General features: G+C 42.2%; 18 protein-coding genes, 2 tRNA genes, 1 pseudogene and 1 CRISPR repeat array. Of the genes and pseudogenes, 11 read left to right on the top strand and 10 right to left on the bottom strand.

All coding sequences use genetic code 11. The annotated features are described in order from the left end of the window. Positions 1-12: 12 nt before the first annotated feature. Positions 13-744 (top strand): CHASE2 domain-containing protein, encoded by a 732-nt coding sequence (locus HEQ19_30505; GenBank protein ID WYL98147.1) that lies wholly within the window; start codon positions 13-15, stop codon positions 742-744. Continuing rightward, positions 725-1,486, top strand: coding sequence for a DUF928 domain-containing protein (locus tag HEQ19_30500; GenBank protein ID WYM03157.1), 762 nt, complete (start codon positions 725-727; stop codon positions 1,484-1,486). The genes HEQ19_30505 and HEQ19_30500 overlap by 20 nt, the downstream gene beginning before the upstream one ends. A 286-nt stretch (positions 1,487-1,772) precedes the next feature. On the opposite strand, the gene HEQ19_30495 is transcribed toward HEQ19_30500, so the two are convergent. Further along, positions 1,773-3,062: a Glu/Leu/Phe/Val dehydrogenase gene (locus tag HEQ19_30495; GenBank protein ID WYM03156.1), complete on the bottom strand. Its 1,290-nt coding sequence runs from the start codon at positions 3,060-3,062 to the stop codon at positions 1,773-1,775. A 418-nt stretch (positions 3,063-3,480) separates the two neighbouring features. On the opposite strand from HEQ19_30495, the gene glgP reads away from it, so the two are divergent. Beyond that, positions 3,481-6,045 (top strand): alpha-glucan family phosphorylase, encoded by a 2,565-nt coding sequence (glgP, locus tag HEQ19_30490; protein ID WYM03155.1) that lies wholly within the window; start codon positions 3,481-3,483, stop codon positions 6,043-6,045. 90 nt (positions 6,046-6,135) lie between these two features. Here glgP and HEQ19_30485 read toward each other — a convergent pair whose 3' ends face one another. The 4 genes from HEQ19_30485 to HEQ19_30470 form a co-directional block, all read right to left on the bottom strand. Beyond that, positions 6,136-6,912: a DUF429 domain-containing protein gene (locus HEQ19_30485; protein ID WYM03708.1), complete on the bottom strand. Its 777-nt coding sequence runs from the start codon at positions 6,910-6,912 to the stop codon at positions 6,136-6,138. A 742-nt stretch (positions 6,913-7,654) separates the two neighbouring features. Beyond that, a complete protein-coding gene (locus HEQ19_30480; protein WYM03154.1) occupies positions 7,655-8,281 on the bottom strand; it encodes a Uma2 family endonuclease in 627 nt (208 codons plus the stop codon). 323 nt (positions 8,282-8,604) lie between these two features. Next, positions 8,605-8,677, bottom strand: a tRNA-Phe gene (locus HEQ19_30475). Positions 8,678-8,778: 101 nt separating this feature from the next. Next, on the bottom strand, positions 8,779-9,648 hold the full coding sequence (locus HEQ19_30470) for a metal ABC transporter permease (GenBank protein WYM03153.1): 870 nt from the start codon (positions 9,646-9,648) through the stop codon (positions 8,779-8,781). A 145-nt stretch (positions 9,649-9,793) separates the two neighbouring features. Between HEQ19_30470 and HEQ19_30465 the strand changes: the two genes are divergently transcribed. Together HEQ19_30465 and HEQ19_30460 are read left to right on the top strand one after the other, a co-directional pair. Then, the gene (locus HEQ19_30465; GenBank protein ID WYM03152.1) at positions 9,794-11,104 is read left to right on the top strand and encodes a dihydrolipoamide acetyltransferase family protein; all 1,311 of its coding nucleotides are present in this window, start codon (positions 9,794-9,796) and stop codon (positions 11,102-11,104) included. Between the two features lie 172 nt (positions 11,105-11,276). Beyond that, the gene (locus HEQ19_30460; GenBank protein WYM03151.1) at positions 11,277-12,368 is read left to right on the top strand and encodes a patatin-like phospholipase family protein; all 1,092 of its coding nucleotides are present in this window, start codon (positions 11,277-11,279) and stop codon (positions 12,366-12,368) included. Between the two features lie 369 nt (positions 12,369-12,737). On the opposite strand, the gene HEQ19_30455 is transcribed toward HEQ19_30460, so the two are convergent. From HEQ19_30455 to HEQ19_31545, 3 genes and pseudogenes are all read right to left on the bottom strand, one after another. After that, positions 12,738-13,622 (bottom strand): hypothetical protein, encoded by an 885-nt coding sequence (locus tag HEQ19_30455; GenBank protein ID WYM03150.1) that lies wholly within the window; start codon positions 13,620-13,622, stop codon positions 12,738-12,740. A 45-nt stretch (positions 13,623-13,667) separates the two neighbouring features. Beyond that, on the bottom strand, positions 13,668-15,590 hold the full coding sequence (locus HEQ19_30450; GenBank protein WYM03149.2) for an RtcB family protein: 1,923 nt from the start codon (positions 15,588-15,590) through the stop codon (positions 13,668-13,670). Beyond that, a pseudogene (locus tag HEQ19_31545) lies at positions 15,582-15,815 on the bottom strand (RtcB family protein). Before HEQ19_31545 ends, HEQ19_30450 begins: the two are co-directional and overlap by 9 nt. A 951-nt stretch (positions 15,816-16,766) precedes the next feature. Here HEQ19_31545 and HEQ19_30445 point away from each other — a divergent pair. After that, a complete protein-coding gene (locus HEQ19_30445) occupies positions 16,767-17,492 on the top strand; it encodes an HAD family phosphatase (protein WYM03148.1) in 726 nt (241 codons plus the stop codon). A 53-nt stretch (positions 17,493-17,545) separates the two neighbouring features. Then, a tRNA-Ala gene (locus HEQ19_30440) sits at positions 17,546-17,618 on the top strand. A gap of 394 nt (positions 17,619-18,012) precedes the next feature. Here the strand turns inward: HEQ19_30440 and HEQ19_30435 are convergent. Next, positions 18,013-19,344 (bottom strand): transposase, encoded by a 1,332-nt coding sequence (locus HEQ19_30435; GenBank protein ID WYM03147.1) that lies wholly within the window; start codon positions 19,342-19,344, stop codon positions 18,013-18,015. 281 nt (positions 19,345-19,625) lie between these two features. On the opposite strand from HEQ19_30435, the gene tnpA reads away from it, so the two are divergent. Continuing rightward, positions 19,626-20,057, top strand: a complete 432-nt coding sequence (gene tnpA, locus HEQ19_30430; GenBank protein ID WYM03707.1) for an IS200/IS605 family transposase — start codon at positions 19,626-19,628, stop codon at positions 20,055-20,057. A gap of 263 nt (positions 20,058-20,320) precedes the next feature. Beyond that, positions 20,321-20,573: a CRISPR direct-repeat array (repeat unit 38 nt; unit sequence CTTTCAACCCGCCCCACTCCGGGAGGGGTGTTGAAACT). Between the two features lie 562 nt (positions 20,574-21,135). Here the strand turns inward: tnpA and HEQ19_30425 are convergent. Next, complete coding sequence (locus tag HEQ19_30425; protein WYL98146.1) at positions 21,136-21,315, bottom strand: hypothetical protein; 180 nt, start codon at positions 21,313-21,315, stop codon at positions 21,136-21,138. Positions 21,316-21,383: 68 nt separating this feature from the next. Here HEQ19_30425 and HEQ19_30420 point away from each other — a divergent pair, with 68 nt between their 5' ends. The 3 genes from HEQ19_30420 to HEQ19_30410 all read left to right on the top strand — a co-directional run bounded on the left by HEQ19_30420 (position 21,384) and on the right by HEQ19_30410 (position 24,737). Further along, positions 21,384-21,815 (top strand): MerR family transcriptional regulator, encoded by a 432-nt coding sequence (locus HEQ19_30420; protein WYM03146.1) that lies wholly within the window; start codon positions 21,384-21,386, stop codon positions 21,813-21,815. A gap of 69 nt (positions 21,816-21,884) precedes the next feature. Further along, positions 21,885-23,486, top strand: coding sequence for a DEAD/DEAH box helicase family protein (locus tag HEQ19_30415; protein WZI67073.1), 1,602 nt, complete (start codon positions 21,885-21,887; stop codon positions 23,484-23,486). Between the two features lie 45 nt (positions 23,487-23,531). Then, positions 23,532-24,737 (top strand): ISL3 family transposase, encoded by a 1,206-nt coding sequence (locus HEQ19_30410; protein WYM03145.1) that lies wholly within the window; start codon positions 23,532-23,534, stop codon positions 24,735-24,737. Positions 24,738-24,783: the final 46 nt, after the last annotated feature.

Genomic DNA, 24,783 nt, shown 5'->3' with positions numbered 1-24,783 from the left:
CGTAGTTACCTCATGCAAAAACCAGACCCCCAATATTGCAAGACAAGGGAAGCCTTAAACCTGGTAATGACCCATCGCTATTTAGAAGCACAGAATCAGCAATATATTTCTCCTTTAGATTTAAATACTAAACAATATGTGCGGAATATGCAATTTGGCAAAACGGAGATTCCACCACTGACAGGAAATGGTGGTGGCTACCAGGACAAGAATAATCGCCTTGCGGGGTATCAAACGATGCTTAAATACCGTATCCACAAGGGTGATCCGAATAATTTTGCCCCTAGAGTCAATATTTTAGATGTTCTAAAAAATCAGGTTTCTGCTGATCTGATCAGAAATCGCATTGTACTAATTGGATTTACTGATAGACAAGCAAGACAAGCCGACTACTGGAATACACCCTATGGAGATGTTTCAGGTATGACCTTACATGGTCAGATGATTAGCCAGATGATCAGCGCCGTTTTAGATAATCGTCCCCTGATTTGGTGGTGGTCGGTTGGCTATGAAACGCTGTGGATGTTTGGCTGGTCTTTGGTCGGAGGGATCATTTGTTGGCGATCGCAACAAACGCTGTATTTATTAGTTGGTGCGATCACCTCTGTTGGCTGTCTGTACATCGCCTGCTATCTCACTCTAGTTTTCCAAAGCGGTTGGGTACCTCTGGTACCGCCAGCTTTGGCATTAATCACTACTGGCTACGGAGTTCTTTTTTTAACCCATGAATTACGAAAAGTTTAACAGGCTGAAGTTTACACTCTCGCGGCAGGTAATTACCATCTGCACGCTCACAACTCTATTTTCTGCTAGCTTGCTCTCTGTGATTTATCCCCCAGAAGCACAAGCACAATTTGGGGGTATTTTTAATCGTCCCAGACCCGAGGGGGCTGCTTCCGGGCGATCAGGTGGTGGAGCGACTCGTTCGCAATGCTCCCAGCTAGAAACCAAAAACCTGATTGCTTTAGTTCCTCAAAGCAACGAGGCGTTGACTACCGAAGAGCATCCTAAATTTTGGTTTTATGTACCCTTTGGTAAGTCTTCTCAGTCCCCCCCAGCAAAATTCAGGCTCCTGAATGAACAGAAAAAGTCTGTTTTGTCAAAACCACTGGAATTATCTTTACCTGACAAAGAAGGCATTGTTTACTTTTCCCTTCCCTCTACCGAAAAACCACTCTCTGTTGATCAACGATATAACTGGTATTTTACCATTACTTGTGTGAATGAGCAAGGTACACAAACCAAGATCGATGTTCATGGCTGGATTAAACGGGTTGACCTTGATTCCAGCCTAGCAGAGCGGCTGAATAACACAAAACCTGAAGATAAATACATTCCTTATCTTGAAAATAACATCTGGTATGAAGCCCTAAGCCAACTTGTCGAATATCGCACCAATCATCAAAAAGAATGGCGTGATTTTCTCTCGTTATATAATCTTCAAAATGTTGCTCCAGATCCGATCTCTGAACTCAAAGCTTTTTGAAGCTGTCAGGACGATTGTGGTAGGGGCGCAAGGCCTTGCGCCCCGCAAGGTCATCGAACCAAGCTAAAAACCCTGATTTCCCCGTCCTATGAGGCAATACAGTTCAGTTAGGCTCTAATGATATACACTGTAGGGGCACGGCACGAATAAAATTGTCATTAGAAGAAAAAATTTTGGATGCCGTGCCCCTACGACAATTTTCCTTAACTGAACTGTATTGTCCTATGAGGGATTAAACCCACAATTCGCGACTCTGTATCCTAGCAGAACTAGAGAGTGGGGAAGCTTAAGGATAAATACCCCTATCAGTCAGCGCCTGAGCAACTCTACCGACCCCCAAAGTATAAGCTGCTAACCGTAGGGTAATCTGTCGCTGCTGCGATTGTTGAATCACCTGACGGTAAGCCTGCACCATTAAGTGTTCCATTTCTCGGTTGACACGTTCTTCATCCCAGAACAAGTAGGAAAGACCTTGCACCCACTCCAAATAACTGACCACCACACCACCAGCATTTGCTAAAATGTCTGGTAGCACCGTCACACCCCGCGCCTCTAGTGACAAGTTCGCCTCTAGAGTTATCGGACCATTCGCAGCTTCTGCAACTATCTGCGCTTGCACCTGATTCACATTTTCTACAGTGATTTGGTTTTCTAAAGCGGCTGGGATCAAAACATCGCAGGGCAAAGTTAATAAATCTGCATTGCTAATTGCTGTTGCTTGTGGATAACCAACAACACTTCTGCGATTTTCAGCAGCGTAGGCTTTCAATGCTGGAATATCCAAACCTGTTTCACAGTATACTCCCCCTGCACCTGTGGAGACAGCGATAATTTTGGCGCCTGCTTGGTGTAGCAATTCAGCTGCTGCACAGCCGACATTACCAAAACCTTGGATAACTACTCGCACGCCGTCGAGAGATTTACCTTGTTCTGCCAACGCTTCACGGACAACAATCATTGTACCACGTCCGGTTGCCATTTCCCGTCCTCTTGAACCACCAATAGAAAGTGGTTTACCAGTCACAACCCCAGGCACCGCATGACCGACATTCACAGAATAAGTATCCATCATCCAAGCCATTTCACGGGCAGATGTACCCATATCTGGTGCGGGTATATCTATAGCAGGACCGATATCTTTAATTAATTCGCTGGTGTAACGACGGGTGATCCGTTCTAATTCCCCAGGGCTGTAACGTTTAGGATCTATGGCAATACCTCCTTTAGCACCACCGTAGGGGATACCCAACAATGCACATTTCCATGTCATTAGCATTGCTAGGGTGGACACTTCCGCCAGTGTTACAGCTTGGTGGTAACGAATTCCCCCTTTATATGGACCTAAAATATTCGAGTGCTGCACCCGATGTCCAGCTAGAACCTGCACTTGGCCATTATCCAATTTCACGGGGATAGAAACCGTCACCACCTTACGCGGGTTGCTGAGGATCTCGACAATTCCTTGGTCTAGTTGTAATTCTTTGGCTGCAGCTTCTAGGTAGCTACAGGCTTGAGCAAGAGGGCAAATATGGGCAGGAGTAGGAGCTTCCAGCGGTAGCAGAGGCGTTGCAATCATGAGTTTTTCTCCTCAGCACAGTATTTTGGAACACTAAATATATATCCTTAATAGTCTGACAACCGAATTTTGATGGGTTCGTAGTGAGGATTAAAGTCCTGACTGCGAATAAATCATTACAAGCCAAACAAAGTTGGGTTGGCAGACTACTAGGGTATCCTCTTTCTTTAAATAAACCAACTTTTTGTAGTCTTTGTTACAATTCTCTTTGTTGGTTTAGTGTACGACATTCATTGGGCATTGGTTAATTTTTCCTGCCCTATCCCCCATGTCCCATACCCCATGTCCTATCGACTAGTGATATTTATCAATTCTTAATAAAGTTAGAGTATTTTCACAAATAGAGTATAAACAATTGGCAACATTGGTTAAAGACGGTAAACAATAACCATAGCTACACTTGGAGTATTCCCAATCTATGCAGCCCATTCGTACATTCAATGTATCTCCTTCACTACCACCGCGACTAGAACAGCTGCGGCGGTTAGCGTATAACTTGCACTGGGATTGGAATGTTGAGACTAAAGATTTATTTCGTCGCTTAGACCCGGATTTGTGGGAGTCTAGCCATCATAACCCAGTGTTGATGCTGGGTACAATCTCGCAAGGGCGGTTGTTGGAAGTTGTCGAAGATGAGGGCTTCCTGGCGCAAATGGATCGAGCTGCGCGTCAGTTAGAAGATTATTTGCAAGAGCTGACTTGGTATCGCAAACAACGCAGTCAAAAGCCAAAAGAATGCTACGCCTATTTTTCGGCTGAATTTGGCTTGGTAGATTGTTTACCGGTTTATTCTGGCGGCTTAGGTGTTCTCGCAGGGGATCACCTCAAATCTGCTAGTGATTTGGGTCTACCACTTGTGGGTGTGGGCTTACTATACCAGCAAGGGTACTTTGCCCAGTATCTCAATGCCGATGGTTGGCAGCAAGAACGCTACCCGATCAACGATTTCTATAATATGCCCTTACACCTGGAACGCAACTCTGATGGTTCGGAACTGCAGATTGCAGTAGATTATCCAGGAAGAAAGGTATACGCCAGAGTTTGGCGGGTACAGGTGGGAACGGTACCACTGTATTTACTCGACACCAACATTGAACCGAATAACCCTTACGACCACGACATCACAGATCAGCTGTATGGTGGGGATATCGATATGCGTATCCACCAGGAAATCATGCTGGGGATTGGTGGTGTACAAATGTTGAAAGCTTTGGGCTATGAGGTAACTGCTTACCACATGAACGAAGGTCACGCCGCCTTCTCCGCCCTTGAGCGTATCCGGATCTTAATTCAGGAAGAGGGTTTGAGTTATGCTGATGCTAGACAGGTCGTAGCTTCTAGTAACATCTTCACCACCCACACACCAGTACCAGCGGGAATTGACTTGTTTGCTCCAGACAAAGTATTGTATTATCTGGGTTACTATGCAGATATTTTTGACTTGCCTAAAGAACAATTTTTAGGACTGGGACGTGAGAATACAGGTGATTTATCGGCTCCTTTCAGTATGGCGGTGTTGGCGTTGAAGATGGCAACATTTTGTAACGGTGTCGCCCAGCTACATGGTGTGGTGTCACGCCAGATGTTTCAGGGTTTGTGGAAGAAGGTGCCTGTAGATGAAGTGCCAATAGCAGCCATTACCAATGGTGTCCATGCTCGCAGTTGTGTGGCTAAATCGACTCAGGAGCTTTATGATCGCTACTTGGGACCCAATTGGTCATCAGCACCACCAGATAGCCCCTTGTGGGAGCGGATGGACGCCATTCCTGATGAAGAGTTGTGGCGTAATCACGAACGCTGCCGCTTAGATATGATTTTGTATGTGCGTGAGCATTTAGTCAAACATTTGCGCGATCGCGGTGCTTCGGCCTCGGACATCGCCCAAGCCCAAGAAGTTTTAGATCCCAACGTTTTAACTATTGGTTTTGCGCGTCGCTTTGCTACGTACAAACGCGCTACCCTATGGATGCGCGATTTAGAACGGATTAAGCGAATTTTGCTGGGGAATAAACACCGCAAAGTTCAATTCGTCATCGCCGGGAAAGCACACCCCAAAGATATTCCCGGTAAAGAACTCATCCGTGATATCAATCATTTTATCCGCGAACAACATTTAGAAAAACAAGTGGTGTTTGTTCCTAACTACGATATTCACATCTCGCGCTTGATGGTAGCTGGGTGTGATATCTGGTTAAATACCCCACGTCGTCCACGGGAAGCATCGGGTACCAGTGGGATGAAAGCAGCCATGAACGGATTACCAAATTTAAGCGTTCTCGATGGCTGGTGGGACGAAGCTGATTATGTCCGCACTGGTTGGGCGATTGGACATGGGGAAAATTACGATGATCCCAATTATCAAGATGAAGTCGAAGCCAACGCGCTCTACGAGTTGCTAGAGAAAGAAGTCGTACCCCTATTTTACGACCATCGCGATGTCGATGGCTTACCCCGTCCCTGGGTTGATAAAATGAAAGATGCGATTCGCTTAAACTGTCCGTTCTTTAATACAGCGCGGATGGTGCGAGAATATGCTCAAAGGGCATATTTCCCAGCCAGCGATCGCTACCAAACCCTCACGAATGATCACTACCTCCCAGCTAAGGAATTAGCGGCTTGGAAAGCAAAACTCAGTCAACATTGGTTTAATATCAAAATCAAAGATATCGACGTATCCGCAAAAGCAGACATCGAAGTTAACCAAACTGTTACCGTGAAAGCGAAAGTTGACTTAGCAACCCTGACAAACAACGATGTCCAAGTAGAACTCTACCAAGGTGCGATCGATGCCAATGGTGAAATTGTCAACGCTGTCCCCGTGGTCATGAATTACCAAGGTGAAGATATAGGAGGGTTAGGTATTTACACGGTGGATATCACCTACACTACCTCTGGCTTGCAAGGCTTGTCTTTGCGCGTCTTACCAAAACACAAAGACCTCTCTAGTCCCTATGAACCAAGATTGATTGCTTGGGCTGAATAACAGTAAATAATACCACCAGGTAGGGGATCTAGGCCTTGCGCCCCCACGATAGGTGTCGAGGTAGGGGATCTAGGCCTTGCGCCCGCTCCCTTACCTGGGGATGATGATGTAACCAGTGGTGCGATCGCCTAGTACGAGGTTGCGTTGTTCTCCCCAATACCACCAGTGAGCAGCTACGTAAGCGCAGATGAGGCTATCTAGCTTGTCTTCAATGGCTTTGAGGGCTGCACCTGTAGTAGGAATTTCACCAGATAATATACCGCCGATGGACGCAGATGTACGCAGATTATTGGCTATTTGTTTGTCTTTATCGATGGTTTCAATATTTAAGCTTGGTTCTAAGGTGGGAAGGATATTGAGAATATATTCCTGAAGTTTGATGAGTTCTAAACGGCGATCGCACAGGCGCCCTTTTTTGTATTTGAGGATGCGTTCTAATTTGAAGAGATTCACTATTGCTGGGTGGGGAAAGACTTCGATTTGATATCTGCCGGGTTTTTGTGGTTCAATTGTGGGTGCGTGGACAAAACCGCGAGATTCTAATTCTAAGCCAAAGTTTACGGTGCGATCGGCAAAGGGTAAGCTGAGATTGGCTGGATAGCAGCCAGCGTGATATTTCCCAAAGTATTTGTGGCTGAGTTTGTCGCTTAGGCGACTACCGCTGACGTTGGGAATCAGTGTGGGTGCGTCTACAGCGATGAGTGCTGGTTCTTGTGGTTGTATGCTCTGATCAATCCAGTTGAGGATATCTGCTATGGATTCTTGGCGATCTATGTCGAGTAGTTGTAGTTGTTCACCTGTCCATTCTAAGCAGCATAATCCGCTTGGTTGCGATTTCCATCCGAAATCAATACCGAGAAATTTCATCAGAAAAATGGGTCCCAAACCCCGTCCTTCTAGGACGGCTTTACATGGTATAATCAGCACAGCAACTAGGACCTTAATTGGTGGGTGAAACTCCCAGTGGCGGGACGTTCTGGTTAAAAGGCTGTTACTCTACATGGGTAATTCGGTACTCTGTACTCCAGTCCCAGCCCCCACAAGCAAGGACAATTAAGTGAGTGAGTAACAAGCATACGATAAGTAGACCCAATGGGCAGTTTACGCACTGCTTGGAGGGAGTAGGCGCAATTGACACCGCGCATCGCACGACACCGGGATACGGGTAAACGGTTCTGGGAGTTGTGGTACGAGCAATGCCATTCCTGGTATCTCCTTTTAAAGAATCTCCTCGCCTAAAGGCAGGAGAGTGTCAACGAAGTTAACCTGAATATGCGATTATTTTCGCACTTTTTGCCTCTTGCCTGAATGAAACTGTACCAATTTCACACCCCACAGCGACCCCACAGCGGCTCTTCCGTACTTAGCGTGCTGAATTTGTTAAAAAATAAGTTTGAAACCCTTGCCTGGCTCCGATAAAAGCCATTATTTTTTGTATTTGAGCTACTGTTACTAAAAATCAAATTATAAACGCCTATAAGCCTTGTTATTAAAGCAATTTAATCGACTTTCATTAATAATTAAGCACGCTATACACGCAAGAGCCCCCACAGCCACACCCCACAACAAAACACCCAGCCGCACCACTGCGACCACTACCAGCGACCAGTTAGCTATTGTTTGGTTGAAAAATCTGTTGAGCAGTTAAATTTAATTCGGGAAATGTAGGCGATTCTATGCGGTCTGTACCTCTAAATTGTTTGCTACGATATTCGTCCTCATTATTTAAAGAGTAAATTGTGAGTGTTGGCTGTTTGGGGTCACCTATTAACACCTTGCTACCTAAAGCTAAATAATCCACAATCCAATATTCTTTAATACCCATTTCTTCATAATCAGCTAACTTTTTGTAATAATCATCACGCCAGTTAGTTGAAACCACCTCAACCACTAATGGTATTGATTCTGGTTGAGTTAAAATAGACTCTTCTTGCCATCGGGGTTCGTTTACTAGATGGGAAAGATTCATTACAAGAATATCTGGGAAGTATCCAGATTGTTTATTTTCAGCCTGTACTAGCGCCTTATTTGATATACCGTATTCGAGTTTAAGACTGTGACATTCGACCATTATAATCATTACTAAAAAAGCAATAATTTCTTCATGCTTTCCTTTTGGTTGTGGCATTTGAATAATGGCTCCATCATATAATTCATACCGGTTGTTTTCAGGCTGAGTTTGTAGAAATTCTACAAATTCATCAAATGTAACTAGTTTTTGTAGTGCTTGTGTCATGGTTCGTAACGTCTGCTCTAACTCTTTTACACCCAATTTACACCCAATTTGTATCTAAAGGTATCCAAAAATGTCCAAAATTGAGATATAGCAGGGGACTGGGGACTGGGGACACAACGACCGCTCAGTGCATCGCTGGGGACACTTCGGCAAGCTCAGTGCATCGCTGGGTTACAAGTCTGATTGTGTCTAGATTTTATCATCAGTTAATGTCCTAAGCACTTTGGCGGTTGCTATAAATAGTAGAACATTTGTTCTCTATTTTCAGGGATGAGAAAGCAAAAAACCCTTGAAATCATTGAATTTCAAGGGTTTTTGGATTATGCCAGGAACCGGACTTGAACCGGTGACACGAGGATTTTCAGTCCTCTGCTCTACCAACTGAGCTATCCCGGCGGGGATATTGGGGTCGTTTTGTGGCTCTTGTCGTTTGTTCGCCACGATTAATCAATGTAGCAAACTTAAAATGATTTTGCAAGGGGTTAAAGAAAAAAAGTTTATGCGGCTTTCATGGTCAACTTAACCCAGATGAAAACAGCGACGAATACGAGAAACTGGACAAGAACGATACTCGGACCAGAGGCTAGGTTGAAAATCCCCGAAACCATCATCCCAGCGACGCTGCTGCTAGCACCGACAATCACCGACATGAGCAAAAACTGGTTAAACTGATGACTCATCAGTTTGGCAGTAGAGGCGGGAATTACCAAAAAAGCATTAACTAGCAAAACCCCGACTGCTTTGATGGCTACGGCTACGGCTAGTGACAGCAGAACCACAAACCCATAGCGATATAATTGAACGGGAATGCCCTGAACCTGAGCCACATCTGGGTTAAGGGTCAACAAAATTTGCTGACGTAAAGTAGACAGCAAGAATATGCTGCCTCCCACAAGCACAAGTAGCGTCAAGATTAAATCTGTAGCATCAATCGCGAGAATATCCCCGAACAGAACCCCCATCAAGTTACCGCGAAATCCTTGAATGAAGCTGGTGAGAATGACGCCGATCGCTAATGCACCTGAGAGAACTATACTCAGAACACTATCGCTACCTAAATCGGTTTTATCGATAAAATAGATGACAATAACGCCAAAAACTAAAGTAAAAGGCAAAAGCATCCAAGTAGGATTTAACTGTAGCAGCACACCTAAGGCCACGCCTACTAATGCTGCATGACCCACAGCATGGCTGAAAAAAGATAGTTGGCGCAAGGTGACAAAACTACCTAACATCCCACCCAAGATTCCCATCAACACAGCACCGGCGATCGCACGTTGCATAAAAGGGAATTGGAACAACCCCACCAAGTCATTAGCACTAGTTACAGCCAGCCAAGTCATTTGGCAATAATCGTTAGGTAACATTGATTTTAGACTAGCCCTATCATGATACCCAGAGAATTATAGTTTGGTTTATTCCCAAAAACTCCTAAGCCTTGATACAATTCAACCGGGCAAAAGCTGTTAGTGTTAAAATCCATAAATTATTTATTGATTCTCAAACCACCCTATGAGCATTCGCGAAGTATTTATGCCGGCGCTGAGTTCCACCATGACTGAAGGTAAAATCGTCTCCTGGGTGAAATCGCCAGGCGATAAAGTGGAAAAAGGCGAAACAGTGGTGGTTGTCGAGTCAGATAAGGCTGATATGGATGTGGAGACATTCTATGAGGGATATCTGGCCCAAATTTTAGTGGAATCTGGTGAAAGTGCGCCTGTAGGTGCGGCGATCGCTTACATTGCAGAAACAGAAGCCGAAATCGAAACTGCGAAATCTCTGGCTAATTCTGGTGGTTCTGCGGTCTCTGCTACAGTCTCTCCCGAACCAATCGCTGAAGCCGCTGCGGTCTCAACATCTACCACAGCTTCTCAAAACGGGTCTAATCACCGCGAAGGTAGAGTTGTGGTTTCACCCAGAGCTCGTAAGTTAGCCAAAGAATTAAAAGTTGATTTAAATACACTTAAAGGTAGTGGTCCCTACGGTCGCATTGTCGCCGATGATGTGGAAGTAGCAGCCAATCAAGGTAAGCAACCCACCGCTAAACCAGTTCCACCACTCCCATTGATAGCCGCGCCTACCCCAATTACACCCCCACCCCCCCAGACACCAGCACCCCCGCCTACCCCAGTGGCTAGCAGCGCCATACCTGGTCAAATAGTTCCCCTAACTACCTTCCAAAATGCGGTAGTACGGGGTATGGTAGCTAGTCTGTCGGTGCCGGTTTTCCGTGTGGCTTATACGATTAGTACTGATGGCTTAGACAAGCTTTACAAGCAAATTAAGTCGAAAGGGGTAACGATGACGGCTCTGCTGGCTAAAGCTGTGGCGGTAACGTTACAAAAACACCCACTGGTAAATGCTAGCTACTCTGACCAAGGAATTGTGTATCATTCTGACATTAATATTGCCGTGGCTGTGGCTATGGATGATGGCGGATTGATTACACCGGTGTTAAAGAATGCAGATTTAGTAGATATTTATTCTCTATCACGCACTTGGAAATCTTTGGTAGAAAGAGCTAGAACAAAACAACTACAACCTGATGAGTACAACAGCGGTACTTTTACCCTGTCTAACTTGGGGATGTTTGGTGTAGATAAATTTGACGCGATTTTACCACCAGGACAAGGTTCAATTTTAGCGATCGGGGCATCTCGTCCGCAAGTAGTAGCAACAGCCGATGGTTTGTTTGGTGTGCGCCAACAAATGCAGGTAAATATTACCTCAGATCACCGGATTATTTACGGTGCCCATGCTGCAGCCTTCTTGCAGGATTTGACTAAGTTAATTGAAACGAATCCTCAATCTTTGACCCTCTAATCTAGATTCTTGATTTAAGAAAAATAAAATTTCCGACTTGGCGTTTACAAAGGCTCCAAGTCTTTTTTTTGGCTAAATTTTATGAAAATTGGTAGAACTACTATAGTTTAGCCTTGTATTATACTATAGCATCAAGAAAATCACAGTATATTTGGGTACAAATAGAGGATGTATGCCTTATAAATATAAAGTTTTGTCAATTGACGGTGGCGGTATTCGAGGCATTATTCCAGCGATAATTTTAGCCGAGATTGAAAAACGTACACAAAAGCCAATTTGTCAACTGTTTGACCTGATTGCTGGTACGTCAACGGGAGGTATTCTAGCCGCAGGACTCACTAAGCCACACCCCAATGATCAGAATCAACCTCATTATAAAGCGGAGGAGCTGATTGACGTGTATCGCAAGAATGGACATCGCATTTTTTTCGAGTCATGGACAAACCGTTTGATCTCAGTTGATGACATTGTACGGGCAAAATATTCTTCTAAGGGTAGAGACGAAGTATTAACAGAATTTTTTCAAGACGCGCTGATTAGCGAGGCACTAACAGAACTTTTCATCCCCAGCTATGATATTAATCTGCGGATGCCTATTTTTTTCACAAATAATGTTAGGAAACAAAAATTAGGTGAAAACTTCCGCAAAGTATGCGAAGGGTATACCATGAAACAAGCGGCGATGGCAACTTCTGCAGCCCCGACTTTTTTCAAGCCTTATAAAGTTAATACTATCGATCAAACTGCTCATGGTTACTATACGTTGATTGATGGTAGCGTTTTTGCCAACAATCCCACCACTCTGGCGATTATGGAAGCCATAATTCATGCTCAAAAACCAGATCCTCAAACACCTGACAAACAACCACTAAGCTTTAATGATATCCTAGTTGTTTCTTTGGGTACAGGTTCTTTAACCCGTAAATACAATTACGAACAAGCGGCAAATTGGGGACTGATTCAATGGGTAGAACCATTAGTGAATATTACTTTAGATGGTAATAGTGAGTCGGTAGCTTGTCAGTTAGAACAATTGTTACCAAAAGTTGACGGTTTTCCCAAACAATACTATCGCTTCCAAGGACAACTAATGACAGCTAAAGACGATATGGATGATGCAAGTCCTGAAAATATCAAGCAGTTAATAAAATTGGCAACACAAATTATTCAACAACGAAATTCTGACCTGAATCAACTATGTGAACAGCTTCTACAAAAACAGGAACAAGAAGAACAGCAAAAAGATTCACGGCTTGTCAGTTAGCTAATTAATTCATAATTCATAAAGCAGATTGCAACTTCTCTTCTTAGGCCACTTTCACGTGGGTTACAGATTATTGTAAGGGCACGGCACTGCCGTGCCCCTAAGAGTGTACTTCATTTACCTGAAAAATTTAGAATGATATTGTGAGGTTTCTCGCAGCTTAAAAAGTTGAGACAACGAATTTCATATAATCTCAACATACTAGGGGATTTACAAATAAAAACGCTCAAAATTTTCTCGTGGGATAGGTGTCAAGGCAAGCGCAAAGCGAGTATTTAACGGGCAAGGATGCCCGTTCCACAAAATAATTAGTAGAAGGTGATTAATTTTGGGAATTTATTAGTGGTGAATAAACTGGGTTTATTGGAGTTAGTCTTTGATGCAGACGACTTGTTTAAGCATCACTATTAGTTCGGCTAATTCAGGTAAATTAGATATTGTTACATTAATAGCTTCAGGATTATTCCATGTTGAATCGCCAACAATTATAAAAATCACTTCATCAGGATATTGGAGCTTGAACTCTTTTAGCTTTTCCTGAAAAGAACTGAGAGTAATGTTGTAAGGATTTTTTATCTCAAACCAGTAACCATCAACCCAAAAGTCAGGTGTAAACGTGGTAACTTCGTTATTGATATTGAGTGTAAAAACTTGAGGTTCATACTTATAATATAAACCTTGATGTATGAGCCATAGCGCAAATACATGCTCGTATGAACTACGTACATAATGTCCAATATCTTTCCTAAAACCACCTTTACCAAATCCAGCTTTAGGACTTAATTTCAATCTTCCACTAGCAAAACCATCTTTACGTCGTTTTGATAATAATATACGATGTTCAGGCGATAGAATTCGACCTCTACGTTGTTGACTAAACTTAGCTCTAGTTTCTTTTGTATGTTTGTAACCTAGATGACCTAGACTGTTTTGCTTAGATATGAACTTAGCTTTTTCGACTCCATAAAACTCAATATTGGATTTACCTTTTCTAAGAATGCCAAGTTCTCTTATAGCTTTTGTCTGACGTATCGAAAGAGTTGGATCTTTTGCATGAGCTAACTTCATGGCTTCCGAACGCAGCTTTCTAGTATTTGCAGATTGAATATAAACAGAATTTGGAATACCGTATTCTTTCATCCTTCTTCTAAAGGTACTGATAGAAACCCCACAAATCTCCGCTGCTTCTTCAACAGTTTTTGAGAAAAGCAGATGTTGAATTTTTTCCTTAGTAATATTTGTATAACGCTTCATTAACAAGTTTTATAGCTTATCTTTAAAGCATTATACTACTATTCATTAACCTTTAACACATACAACTTGCTTTAAAGTAGCAACTAATTCTACAAGGTCTGTTTGTTGATTAATGACTTCCTCTATCGGCTTATAAGCACCAGGAATTTCATCTAATACACCCTCATCTTTGCGGCATTCTACGCCTTTGGTTTGCTCAATTAAATCATCGAGAGTGTAGACATTTTTTGCCTTATTTCTAGACAATAAACGCCCAGCACCGTGACTGCAAGAACAAAAGCTGTCAGCATTTCCTTTACCTTTAACGATGAAAGATTTTGCTCCCATTGAACCAGGAATAATCCCATAGTCTTCTATTTCGGCGCGGACTGCACCCTTGCGAGTCACATACACATTTTCGCCAAAATGTACTTCTTTTTCGGCATAATTGTGATGACAATTTACTTGCAATAAGGGTTTAGCTGCTTTCCCTCCTGCTAAATGTTTTTCAACGATGCGCTTAAATCTCGCCATCATCACATCACGGTTAACACGCGCATAATCTTGCGCCCACTGTAAATCATGCCAGTAAGCTTGAAATTCTGGTGTCCCAGCGACGAAATAAGCTAAATCTGGGTCAGGTAAGTGATTACCTGCCATTTTCGCTAATTCTTTAGCTGTGTGAATGTGGCATTGAGCGAGATTATTACCGATGTTGCGTGAACCAGAATGCAACATCAGCCAAACTTGGTTCTCTGTATCAATGCATACCTCTATAAAGTGATTTCCCCCACCGAGAGAACCCATCTGTTTCATCGCTTTGCCTTGCAAGTCTTGCACCCCTCGATGTAAGTCTGAAAAATCAGCCCAGCGTTGCCAGTTGGTGACGGTTTTTTCAACGTCTTTGTTTTCGTTGAAACCAGTAGGAATTGCTGCTTCAATATCTAAGCGGATTTTCTTCAGTTTACCTTCTAGTTGTTCTGCAGTAAATGGGGTTTTAATGGCACTCATCCCGCAATTATGAACAAATACCCCAGCTTTGAGAGCAAAGTTATGGTATTCCGGTACTGTTAAGCAGTAAACATTTTCCGTGTAATTTAGGGTAATTACTGCTACAACTTTGTGATTGCATTGATGTTCTTTACGGCGGTGGTTGTGCAGTCCAATAGGTGTTTTGATTTCTGCACCACAAATTTCACAGGTGTAGTATCGGTTGGCAATTTCTTTTGATTTTGCTCTCCCTTTTTCACTTGTGTTATATTCCACTAAATATTGCTTACCGCGATTACCATTACCTGCAACTGCATTTTTAAAATGTTCTGGTTGCTGTTGCATATACTGAAGGATATTTTTGGTTCCCCGTTCAGCATAGTACTGATATCCTTCTGGAGTTTTGGCTTTTTGTGCAATGGCAGTAAGTCTTTTTTCTTCAAATTCTGGAGACTGCCAGTGTTGATTATACTCTACTAGAGAACGGTGATAAGCAGAATGATCTGAATTGCCCATAAACTCTAGATTTTCTGGTCGATTATCAGATCCATGAAAGTTCCGATGATGAATTACTGTATTCTGTCCCTCAAATTTAGGAATTTTACCAAGTAATCCAGATCTAGCAATAATCCAATGTGCTTTATGCCATCTGCCGGAATAAGGTTGATTAATTAGTGTGTAGCCATCTTTGTCAATTTTTGAGTAAAAAGGCATCAGGGAAGTCCCAAACTGAAGCAATTGAGCTTCTTTGTATGTTCCATCCCGGAGCATGAATTGGTGGTCTGGAGTACAGGTAATTTCTTCTCCATTATCCAGAATTACTTTCACTAGTGAAGCATTCTTTCTAGTTAATTTGGCAGTTGCTTTTGCAGCGACAATTTTTCCTGTGGGAGTGCAAGCATAAACAATAAATTCTTGACTCGATTGTGCTAAATCTTTAATCGGATAAGATTTACCATCTACTAGCGGAATTAGGGTATCTCCCGTAAAGCAACCCACATCTACACCAACAGCTGCTGGTATAATTGCTTCTTTGGTTGCGAGTACAGAACCGACTAAAGCACCTTTACCAAGATGGACATCTGGCATTAATGCTACATGCTTAAATACAAATGGCAGTGAGGCTACATTCTTTGCCATTTTGGTTTCTTCAGACCCCAAGGGGTGATTCGCCCAAGACAGCACCGGCGCTGGCGTGGTAATTTCTAACTTTTCGTAGGGCATATTCTACTTGATTTTGGGTTTTTGGGACTGACAATTGTATATCCAATTTTTTGGGTGCGCGACTAGGGACGCCCAAACAGGGATATTTATGTTTCGTAATATAGTTTTGTTTTTTCGCGCCGACTTACCTGGGTAAATAACTACTCTTAGGCAGTAGTCTAATTACACTACATTGTACTACATAAAATTTTCAGCGTCAATATTAGGACTTACGCACTGTACAAATTAGCTGTTATGTGCATAAAGATTGGTTAAGAAAGCAAGTGCTTTCGTTACCAAAACAAGTGCCAATACAGGGATGTTAAACTCCAATGGTATACAGTGTAGGGAACATCCAAGAAAGAACAGAATGGTGGGTGACGCCAGAAGTCTGATAACTGTGTACAATATTTATCGCAGCGTCACGCACCCTACGATTATTAATGTGCCAGTTGCGTAAGTCCTATCCTAAATAATTTGGATGGACTAGGGTTCCTGGTTTTTGGCGTAAGGGTGTCAGGAACCTCAGCCTAAAGGCATGAGGCTTGTAAGAGAAATCAAGCAAGCCGTCCTGACCAGCCTATGTCTTAATTGACTACGTTTTTTGAGTCACGACACCCTGGAATCCGTTCGCCCCTGGCGTTGCCGAAGGCTAGCTAGTTCCTCGCTCTGTCACTAGTGGTTAAACAGTTCTAAGGTCACTGGAACAGTGCTGCTAGTCTAAAAAGCTCTTAAAACATTGGCGTTCGCGCAGCGTCTCCCCTTGGGAGAAGCTGACGTTACCCCGAAAGGGAGGGACGAAAGTCCAAACATTATGCGTACAGGATTGCGAGGTTTGAAACGGTAACTGTCCCGTTGAAAGTGCAACACAAAAGCACACCGAACTAACCAATCCCAAGGCGGTAATGGTATCTAAATTTATTCAATATAAAGCCGTCCTATAAGGACGGGGTTTCAGACCCAAAGAGTTCGATGAGTTTAAAGGCTGTTCTGTTTGATTTTAATGGTGTCATCATTAACGATGAGCGAATTCACCTGCAACTGATAGATGAGATCCTGATTCAAGAAAATCTGCAACCCCAAAAGGATAGTGAGCGTCAAGCTTGTTTAGGACGCAGCGATCGCGCTTGTTTTCAAGAACTACTGGCTAATCGTGGTAGAGTCCTCAGTGAGGACAGTTTAACTCAGTTGCTGAAGCGCAAAGCACAAGCTTATGTGCTAGAATTGGCGAAAATCGAAAAACTGCCTTTATATCCAGGTTTAGAAGATTTGATATTTCAGGTGCGATCGCAAAATCTCAAACTAGGATTGGTCAGTGGTGCCATTGGCAAAGAAATAGAATTGGTGCTAGAACGCGCTAAACTGGCAGAATATTTTACAGTTATCGTCGCCGGTGACGACATCACCACCAGTAAACCCGATCCAACTGGTTATTTGCTAGCAGTGGAACGCCTGAATCAGAAATATCCCGACTTGGATCTACAACCACAAGAATGTCTAGCAATTGAAGATACTCCAGCGGGGATAGCAGCAGGAAAACGCGCCGGGATGCAGGTAGTAGGTGTGGCGAATACATACCCATTCCACATGTTACAGCGCTGCTGTAACTGGACTGTGGATTATCTAAGTGATTTAGAACTCGAACGAGTGCAGGAAATTTATTCCCAAAAAGAGTTACAGTCTGCAGCCAGTGAATGATATAATTAGGAATGGTGAAAATCTGTAACCTCAGAATTAATCACTAAAATTTAGGGGAATTAGCTCAGTTGGTAGAGTGCTGCGATCGCACCGCAGAGGTCAGGGGTTCGAGTCTCCTATTCTCCATCAGTTGTTGTCGAGTGTCAAATTATTTGACCGCGTTGACAAATTAATGTCCGTCTTGCCAAATTGTTGTCCGTGTTGCCAAATTAATTGTCACTTTGACTTATTTTTTTCTTTAAACTGGTGTTGACCATCTGTGATAGGTTAAGGTCATGAACAATTTGTCAATGAGTAATAGTGCTTAAAAATCAGCCAAAAATACGGTTTGAAAACACAATCTTTGCCTGGCGATCGCTCACAATTTAAACTGATCATTCATTCAGGCTCTGAAAACTCAGTACAAATGTGAATTAAATACCTCAAATTTCGTCAAATCTTAGGGATAATTACGAATTGACAAAAGTAATTTAGTTCTAACCTGTCACGAATGGGTGTTGACAGATTAATTGTCCATGAACTACCCACAGTTGGCTCCGCCTGAACTGTGGGTTTCTACGTCCCTCAGTTCGTTTCTAGCAAAGCTTTCTGTAGATTTTTGACGCTTCTTTGCCCCTAGTTGCTTCATGCTTCCCGCTTTTTTGCGAGTACATGAAGTAGAGCTAGATGGCTCTGCGCCTACGAGGCTAGTTCCTAACCCCGGTAGAGTGCCTTTTGCCCAGTAAAGCATTACCTCGGCAGCAGCAATATCTCTGTCCTGACGGTATCCACAAACACCACACTCGTGAACTCTAATATCAAGTGTTTTCTTATGTTGATGACCGCACTTTGGACAGGTTTGGCTAGGCCTTACCTTCAGGGTTGGAACTTCTACAAATACACCACCAATTTGTTCTACTTTGTATTTGACAGTATCGCGTAGCATCCCAAAACCTACGTCAAGTATTGACTTATTCAAACCCGATTTTTGCTTCTTGCGCTTACCTTTTTTAGCCTTGCTGGTCATCTTCTTTACTTCTAGTTTTTCAGTTGCAACGAAGCTATTACCGCTGACTATTTCTGCTGCAACTTGATGCACCCAATTCTGTCTTTGATTAGCAACCTTGCGAGTTATCTTGCTAACCTTAGCTTGGGATTTTTTCCATCTTCTAGAAGCTTTAATTTTTTTCTTTCTATTTGGTGCGCGTTTGCGTCTCTTCTCTTTAGACGCTTTTTTTATTTTCTGTTCAGCATTCCTCAAAAACTTTGGCGCTTCAATCTGTTGATGATTTTCGCCATCAGTAATTGACAATGCTGCTTTACATCCTAAATCTATACCAATAGCACCCGTTGGTAAAATTTCTGGCTTGAGAACTTGGTCTAAAGCATCAATTGTGATTGATGCGTACCATTTACCATTTCTGTAAACAATTGTGCAAGTAGTTGGTTTACCCCAATACTTAGCTTTACCCCTCATTTGAATTCGTCCAATTTTAGACAGATTCAAATACCCATTTTCGCCATTAGATTCTACAGAATAACCAGTTTTAGCTGGATATGTCCAACCAGAATAATGGCGAATTGACTTGTATTTAGGGCGTTTACCCAATCCTACAAACCAGCGTTGGAAAGCAAAATCAACACGTTTTAAAGTTGCTTGTAGAGCTTGTGAATTGATTTCTTTATACTCTATCCAAACTTCTTTGAACTCTGGCAAACAATTCTGTTGTTCAAAATAATCAACCTTGTGGTTGAACTTTTGATATTGAGTGAATCTGTTATAAATAGCAGCATTATACAAGTCTTTATGGAGCTTTCGGTGATACCGCAAAGACTTCTCTATCTGCTTATTTGGGTATAACCTGAAAGTCATCCGTCTTGTAGCCACTGATTTATTTGCCTCCTTTTTACATTTATTCTATGATATTACAGTTGACCTATAGGCTTGTCAAAAGAGGCAGGGGAGCAGGGGGCAGGGAGCAAGGGGGAAAACTGAGACGGAGCTTGTACTCCGCCCCAGTAAGAGCGCCCTAGAAGGGCGGGGCTTCTCTTCGAGACGCTCCGCGAAGATACCCATGTTCCGCTCCGCTTCACGGCTTCTCTGCGAGACGCTCCGCGAACGGGACAGGGATTGCTCCCCCTGCTCCCTGCTCCCTGCCCCTCCGCCTCTTTGGTCAAGTTCTTCCCAGAAAAGGCTCTCATTCTGTTTTCTCTATTCGCCAACATTTTGTGTTTGTAACCAAGTACAGACGCAAAACAATAACCGCTTCAATGTTGGAACGGTTGCCAGAAATATTTGCAAATGTCTGTAGAAAAACCAAGTGCAGACTAATCGAGTTTTCAGGCGAAGTGGATCATGTTCATTTGCTAGTTGATTTCCACCCAGATAACAACTTATCCGTTCTTGTAGGTAGTCTAAAATCAGCATCAAGCAGAATTATTCAGAAAGAATTCTCAGAACATCTATCTAATTTTTATCGTCAACCTGTTTTTTGGTCTAGTTCATATTATGTCTCTTCTACTGGCGGCGCACCAATTGAAAAAATCAAGCAATATATACAATCTCAAGAATCCCCAAATGAATGAATGGCTACTCCTCATACATCCATTCCCTTATCAACCTTGCGGTCGATTTTGGTCATAGATGCAATCGTCGCAGCCCGCTATTCATCCCCACCTTGCGAGTACGCTGAAGGTGGGGACTTTCGCGCTACGTTAAAATTCGGATCAGGCTAATATACACACCTAATACTGTGTCCGATCGCAGCACTCCTTTCAACCCACCTTAATTTTAAAAAATAATTTTAATTCATTAGGCTTTGAAACACAATACAAAAATATTATGCCAGCTTTCAACCCGCCCCACTCCGGGAGGGGTGTTGAAACCCTGGTGGCTGTTTCCTTGCTTCCATTGTCATTGTGCTTTCAACCCGCCCCACTCCGGGAGGGGTGTTGAAACTTTAGTCAGAAGTCTACTCAGTTGTTACTTTGATCTTTCAACCCGCCCCACTCCGGGAGGGGTGTTGAAACTTTCGCCGTCCATGTATTTGCTCTCAAAATGCGTCTTTCAACCCGCCCCACTCCGGGAGGGGTGTTGAAACTCCGCCCGACCAAACCCTTACCTAGTGACACTTCCAAAAGCAATTTTGGCGGATGTCCTAAATTTGCTCTTAAATTCCCTTTAAAGGGAACATTATCAAAGCATCTCAACATCTGAAACACAGACTAGACAATGGATTTGGACTTTTGGCAGAACCCCAGGGAAATTGACCTCGCTTATGGTTTGCCAAAAAATAATTAAGGTGGATTCCTCCTTGCTCGGAGGTGATTCGGTAGCCACCACTGCGGTAAACCCGCACCTCTATTACTGGGGGCGCACCTTATTCCTGTTCACTGGGAACAGCAGCATCAAGGTGGGCAGCTACCAGGGTCAGAAAGCACGACTGTCTCACAACAGTCAACCTAACCCGCATTTATCACAGAACAGAGGTTTGGCTCTTGCGTGTGTAGCGTGCTTAATTATTAATGAAAATCGATTAAATTGCTTTAATAACAAGGCTTACAGGCGTTTATAATTTGATTTTTAGTAACAGGATCTCAAATACAAAAAATAATGGCTTTTATCGGAGCCACGCAAGGGTTTCAAACTTATTTTTTAACAAATTCAGCACGCTAAGTACGGAAGAGCCCCTTTTTGTCGCCATGTTTCAAATTCTGGGTGTTTACCAATTTGACTCAGTAGTTCGTTAATTAGTGGGGTGTTTTTCTCTGCCATCAACTGCCATAGCTGTTGACGGGTAGATTCACTGGCTACTAAACGACACTGAATAGTGATTTGGCTCATACCTAATAAACATATTTGTCTAATACTACCATATATGTATAATAGCAGCTTTCTGTAAAATGTTTTTTATGCAAGAAACATTTTTCACAAGTAAGGAAGCGGCTCAAATTACAGGTTGTACTCTCCGCCAGATCCAGTATTGGCGAGAGAAGGGGATTGTTGTACCTGTAATTAGTGATACGGGAACGGGACGCAGTATTTATTACTCCAGATCTAATTTGGTGGAACTGGCAGCTTTGGTATATTGGCTGTCTACGGGGATAAGTTTTGATATTGCCTGTGAAACTCTCAAAAGGCTCAAAGAACAAGAACCGGAGTTGTTTATTTCTGGTAAGGGGAAGCGGTTTATGTTGCTATTATCAGCACAGGATGATTCGGTTTCTCTAGTAGAATTTGATAGGGAAAGAGCGATCGCATCCCTAGATCAAGGTAAGCCTGTAATTCCGGTGTGGTTGGACGAGATTTATCAAAAGTTGGCGCTGAAGTTGGGAAAAAGTTAAAACTTCTGAGATAAAGCGCAAATGGCACTGAGGGCTTCGTGCTACCTTTGGTAAGACAGGAGTGATTTGATGAGCGACTTTAGCAAAGAGACAGACGCACGTATTAATATTGATGACCTTCTCCGCCAAGCAGGATGGAACCCAGCTGATAAATCTCAGGTAATGACTGAAGTTTCGGCTCAAATGGCAGATGGTAGGAGAGGTAGAGCCGATTATCTACTGCTTGACCAAAGGGGTCGTCCCTTGGCTGTGATTGAAGCTAAGAAGCGTGCGATTGAGCCTTATGTTGCTAAAAATCAAGCACTTCCCTATGCTCGGAAGCTGGAAGCACCGTTTATTTTCCTCAGTAATGGCGAACTGATTTATTTCTGGGACTATCAAAATGATGATGCCCGGATTGTCAATTCTTTTTTCTCCCGGCGGGATTTAGAGCGATTGCTTGAAATGCGCTCAACCCGTCAACCCCTAGCTACTATTGAAATTCCTGAGTATTACACTCGACAGGGAGAAACTCGCTTAGTTCGTTCCTATCAAAGGGAAACTATGCAAGCTATGGATCATGCCCTTGAATTGGGCAAACGGCGATTTTTACTAGAACTGCCCACAGGAACAGGTAAAACTGATTTAATTTGCTTACAATTAAAACGCCTAATTCAATCGGGATATGCCGAAAAAATCCTGTTTTTAGTGGATAGAGAACAATTAGCAAAACAGGCATTAGAAGCAATTCAAGATGTTTTAAATCAGTATGGTAGCTACTGGCTCAAACCAAGTGTAATCCGGCAAGAGCAGCAAATTACAGTTTGCTTACTCCAAACAATGATTAGCCGTTATCGGGAGTTTACTAGCGGCTATTTTGATGTTGTTGTGGCTGATGAATGTCACCGTTCGATTTATGGTGTTTGGCAGACTGCACTTACTCATTTTGATGCGTTTCATATTGGTTTAACTGCCACACCAGCAGCTTACATTGAACGCAATACTTTCGATTTCTACAACTGCCGAAATGAGCAGCCAGATTTTACTTACTCTATTCAAACGGCATTTGAACAAAAGTATCTTGTTCCCTATCGGTTTGCTACTGGGATAACTGAAATTATTGCTGAAGGTGCTGAGGTTGATGAGGTTTATTATGACCCAGCAGCCTTTGAACGCAAGTGGACTAATGAGGCAAGTAACCGCCTAATGATGCAGGAATTTGATAGATTGGCTTGGGAGAATTATCAAGAATTAGCACCAGGACAAAAAATTTGTCCCGGTAAATCAATAGTATTTGCTTTGACAAAAAATCATGCAGCACGGTTAACCAAATATCTTAATGAATTACATCCAGAATGTAAGGGGCGTTACGCTGAAGTAATTACAAGTGATGTTGCTAATGCAGATGATTTAATTCGCCAATTCAAATATGAGGATTACCCACAAATTGCAGTCAGCGTTGATATGCTCAATACTGGCTTTGACTGTCGAGAAGTTTTGCATTTAGTGATGTGTCGTACTGTGCGAAGTCCAATTCTTTATCAACAGATTCGTGGACGGGGGACAAGGACTGCGCCACATATTGATAAACGCAAGTTTGTTATTTATGATTTCTTTGGAAATCACCAATATTTTAATGATAGTGATACTGATATTTATGGTTCTTGGGTACTTAGCGTGCTAAAATGTTAAGATATTTTTTAATAATGTTTAATAAAATAAATTATGAAACGAATAATGACTCAACTCCTAAATTTGCCTGAAGTATTAGTAGAATCAAGCCTACAAGAGGGTCAAGTCCTAATTCTATCAGTAGGTAAAAAAGCGAAAAGTGCATCGTGCCCACACTGTGGTCAAAACTCAAGACATTTACATCAAAATCAAAAATGTTTAGTGAAAGATTTACCGATGGGGGATTTTGAAGTAATACTGAATGTCAATAGACGAAGATTCAAGTGTAAAAAATGCCGAAAAACATTTAATGAAAAGCTAGATTTTCTAGGAGCAAGAAAGAGGTATACATACCGATATGCGGAATATATTATCAAACAAGTGATTAATAGTAATGTAAGTAATGTGGCAAGAAATAATGGACTAACTAATGAAGAAGTCATATCAATGCTTGAAGATGTAGCTAAAAATGTGATGCCAATAGATGTCAAAGATTTAAGAAGATTAGGAATAGATGAAATTAGTTTGGTCAAAGGACAAGGAAAATTTATTGTCGTGCTAGTAGATATAGATTCAGGTAAATTGATAGGTTTAGTAAAAGAAAGAAAACAAATTGAAATCAAAAAAACCATGAGAATGTGGGGAGAAAAAGTTTTGTCACAAATAGAAGAAGTAAGTATTGATATGACAGGCAATTATAAATCTTTAATTGAGAAGATTTGTCCAAACGCCCTTGTAACGGTAGATAGGTTCCATGTTACTAAATTAGTACATGAAGAATTAAATCGAGCTAGGATAGCAGAAAATAAAATAGCATCTGAGTTAAATGCCCCGGAAAGAAAAAAAGTATTTGAAAGTTTAAAAGGAAATAAATTTACAATTCTAAAAGCCGAGAATAAGCTCACCGAAAAGCAAAAAGATAAATTAAATAGAATTAAACAAGCTTCTCCTTTAATAGCTAGAATGCATTCATTAAAAGAAGATTTTCACAATTTATTTGAAGACAATAAAAATGTGGTAACGGGAACGCTAGAATTAATCAATTGGTTAAAAAAAGCTGAACCATATTATCAAAGAAGTGTGCAGACAATTAAACGGTGGTTTGGAGAAATAGTCGGATATTTTGAACGAAGGACTACCAGTGGAGTAGTAGAAGGAATAAATAATAAACTGAAGTTAATAAAGCGAAGTGGATTTGGATTTAGAAACTTTCGTAATTTTGAGATTAGAGCTTTACTTTCTTGGCATTATCCTATCAATTTAGCACGCTAAGTACGCAAGAGCCCAGAAATGGAAGAACAAGCAAAAGCCCTCAATT

The sequence above is a fragment of the Gloeotrichia echinulata CP02 genome, assembly GCA_038087035.1.
In the GTDB taxonomy this organism is placed as follows: domain Bacteria; phylum Cyanobacteriota; class Cyanobacteriia; order Cyanobacteriales; family Nostocaceae; genus Gloeotrichia; species Gloeotrichia echinulata.
This window is presented reverse-complemented; position numbering and strand designations above follow the sequence as displayed.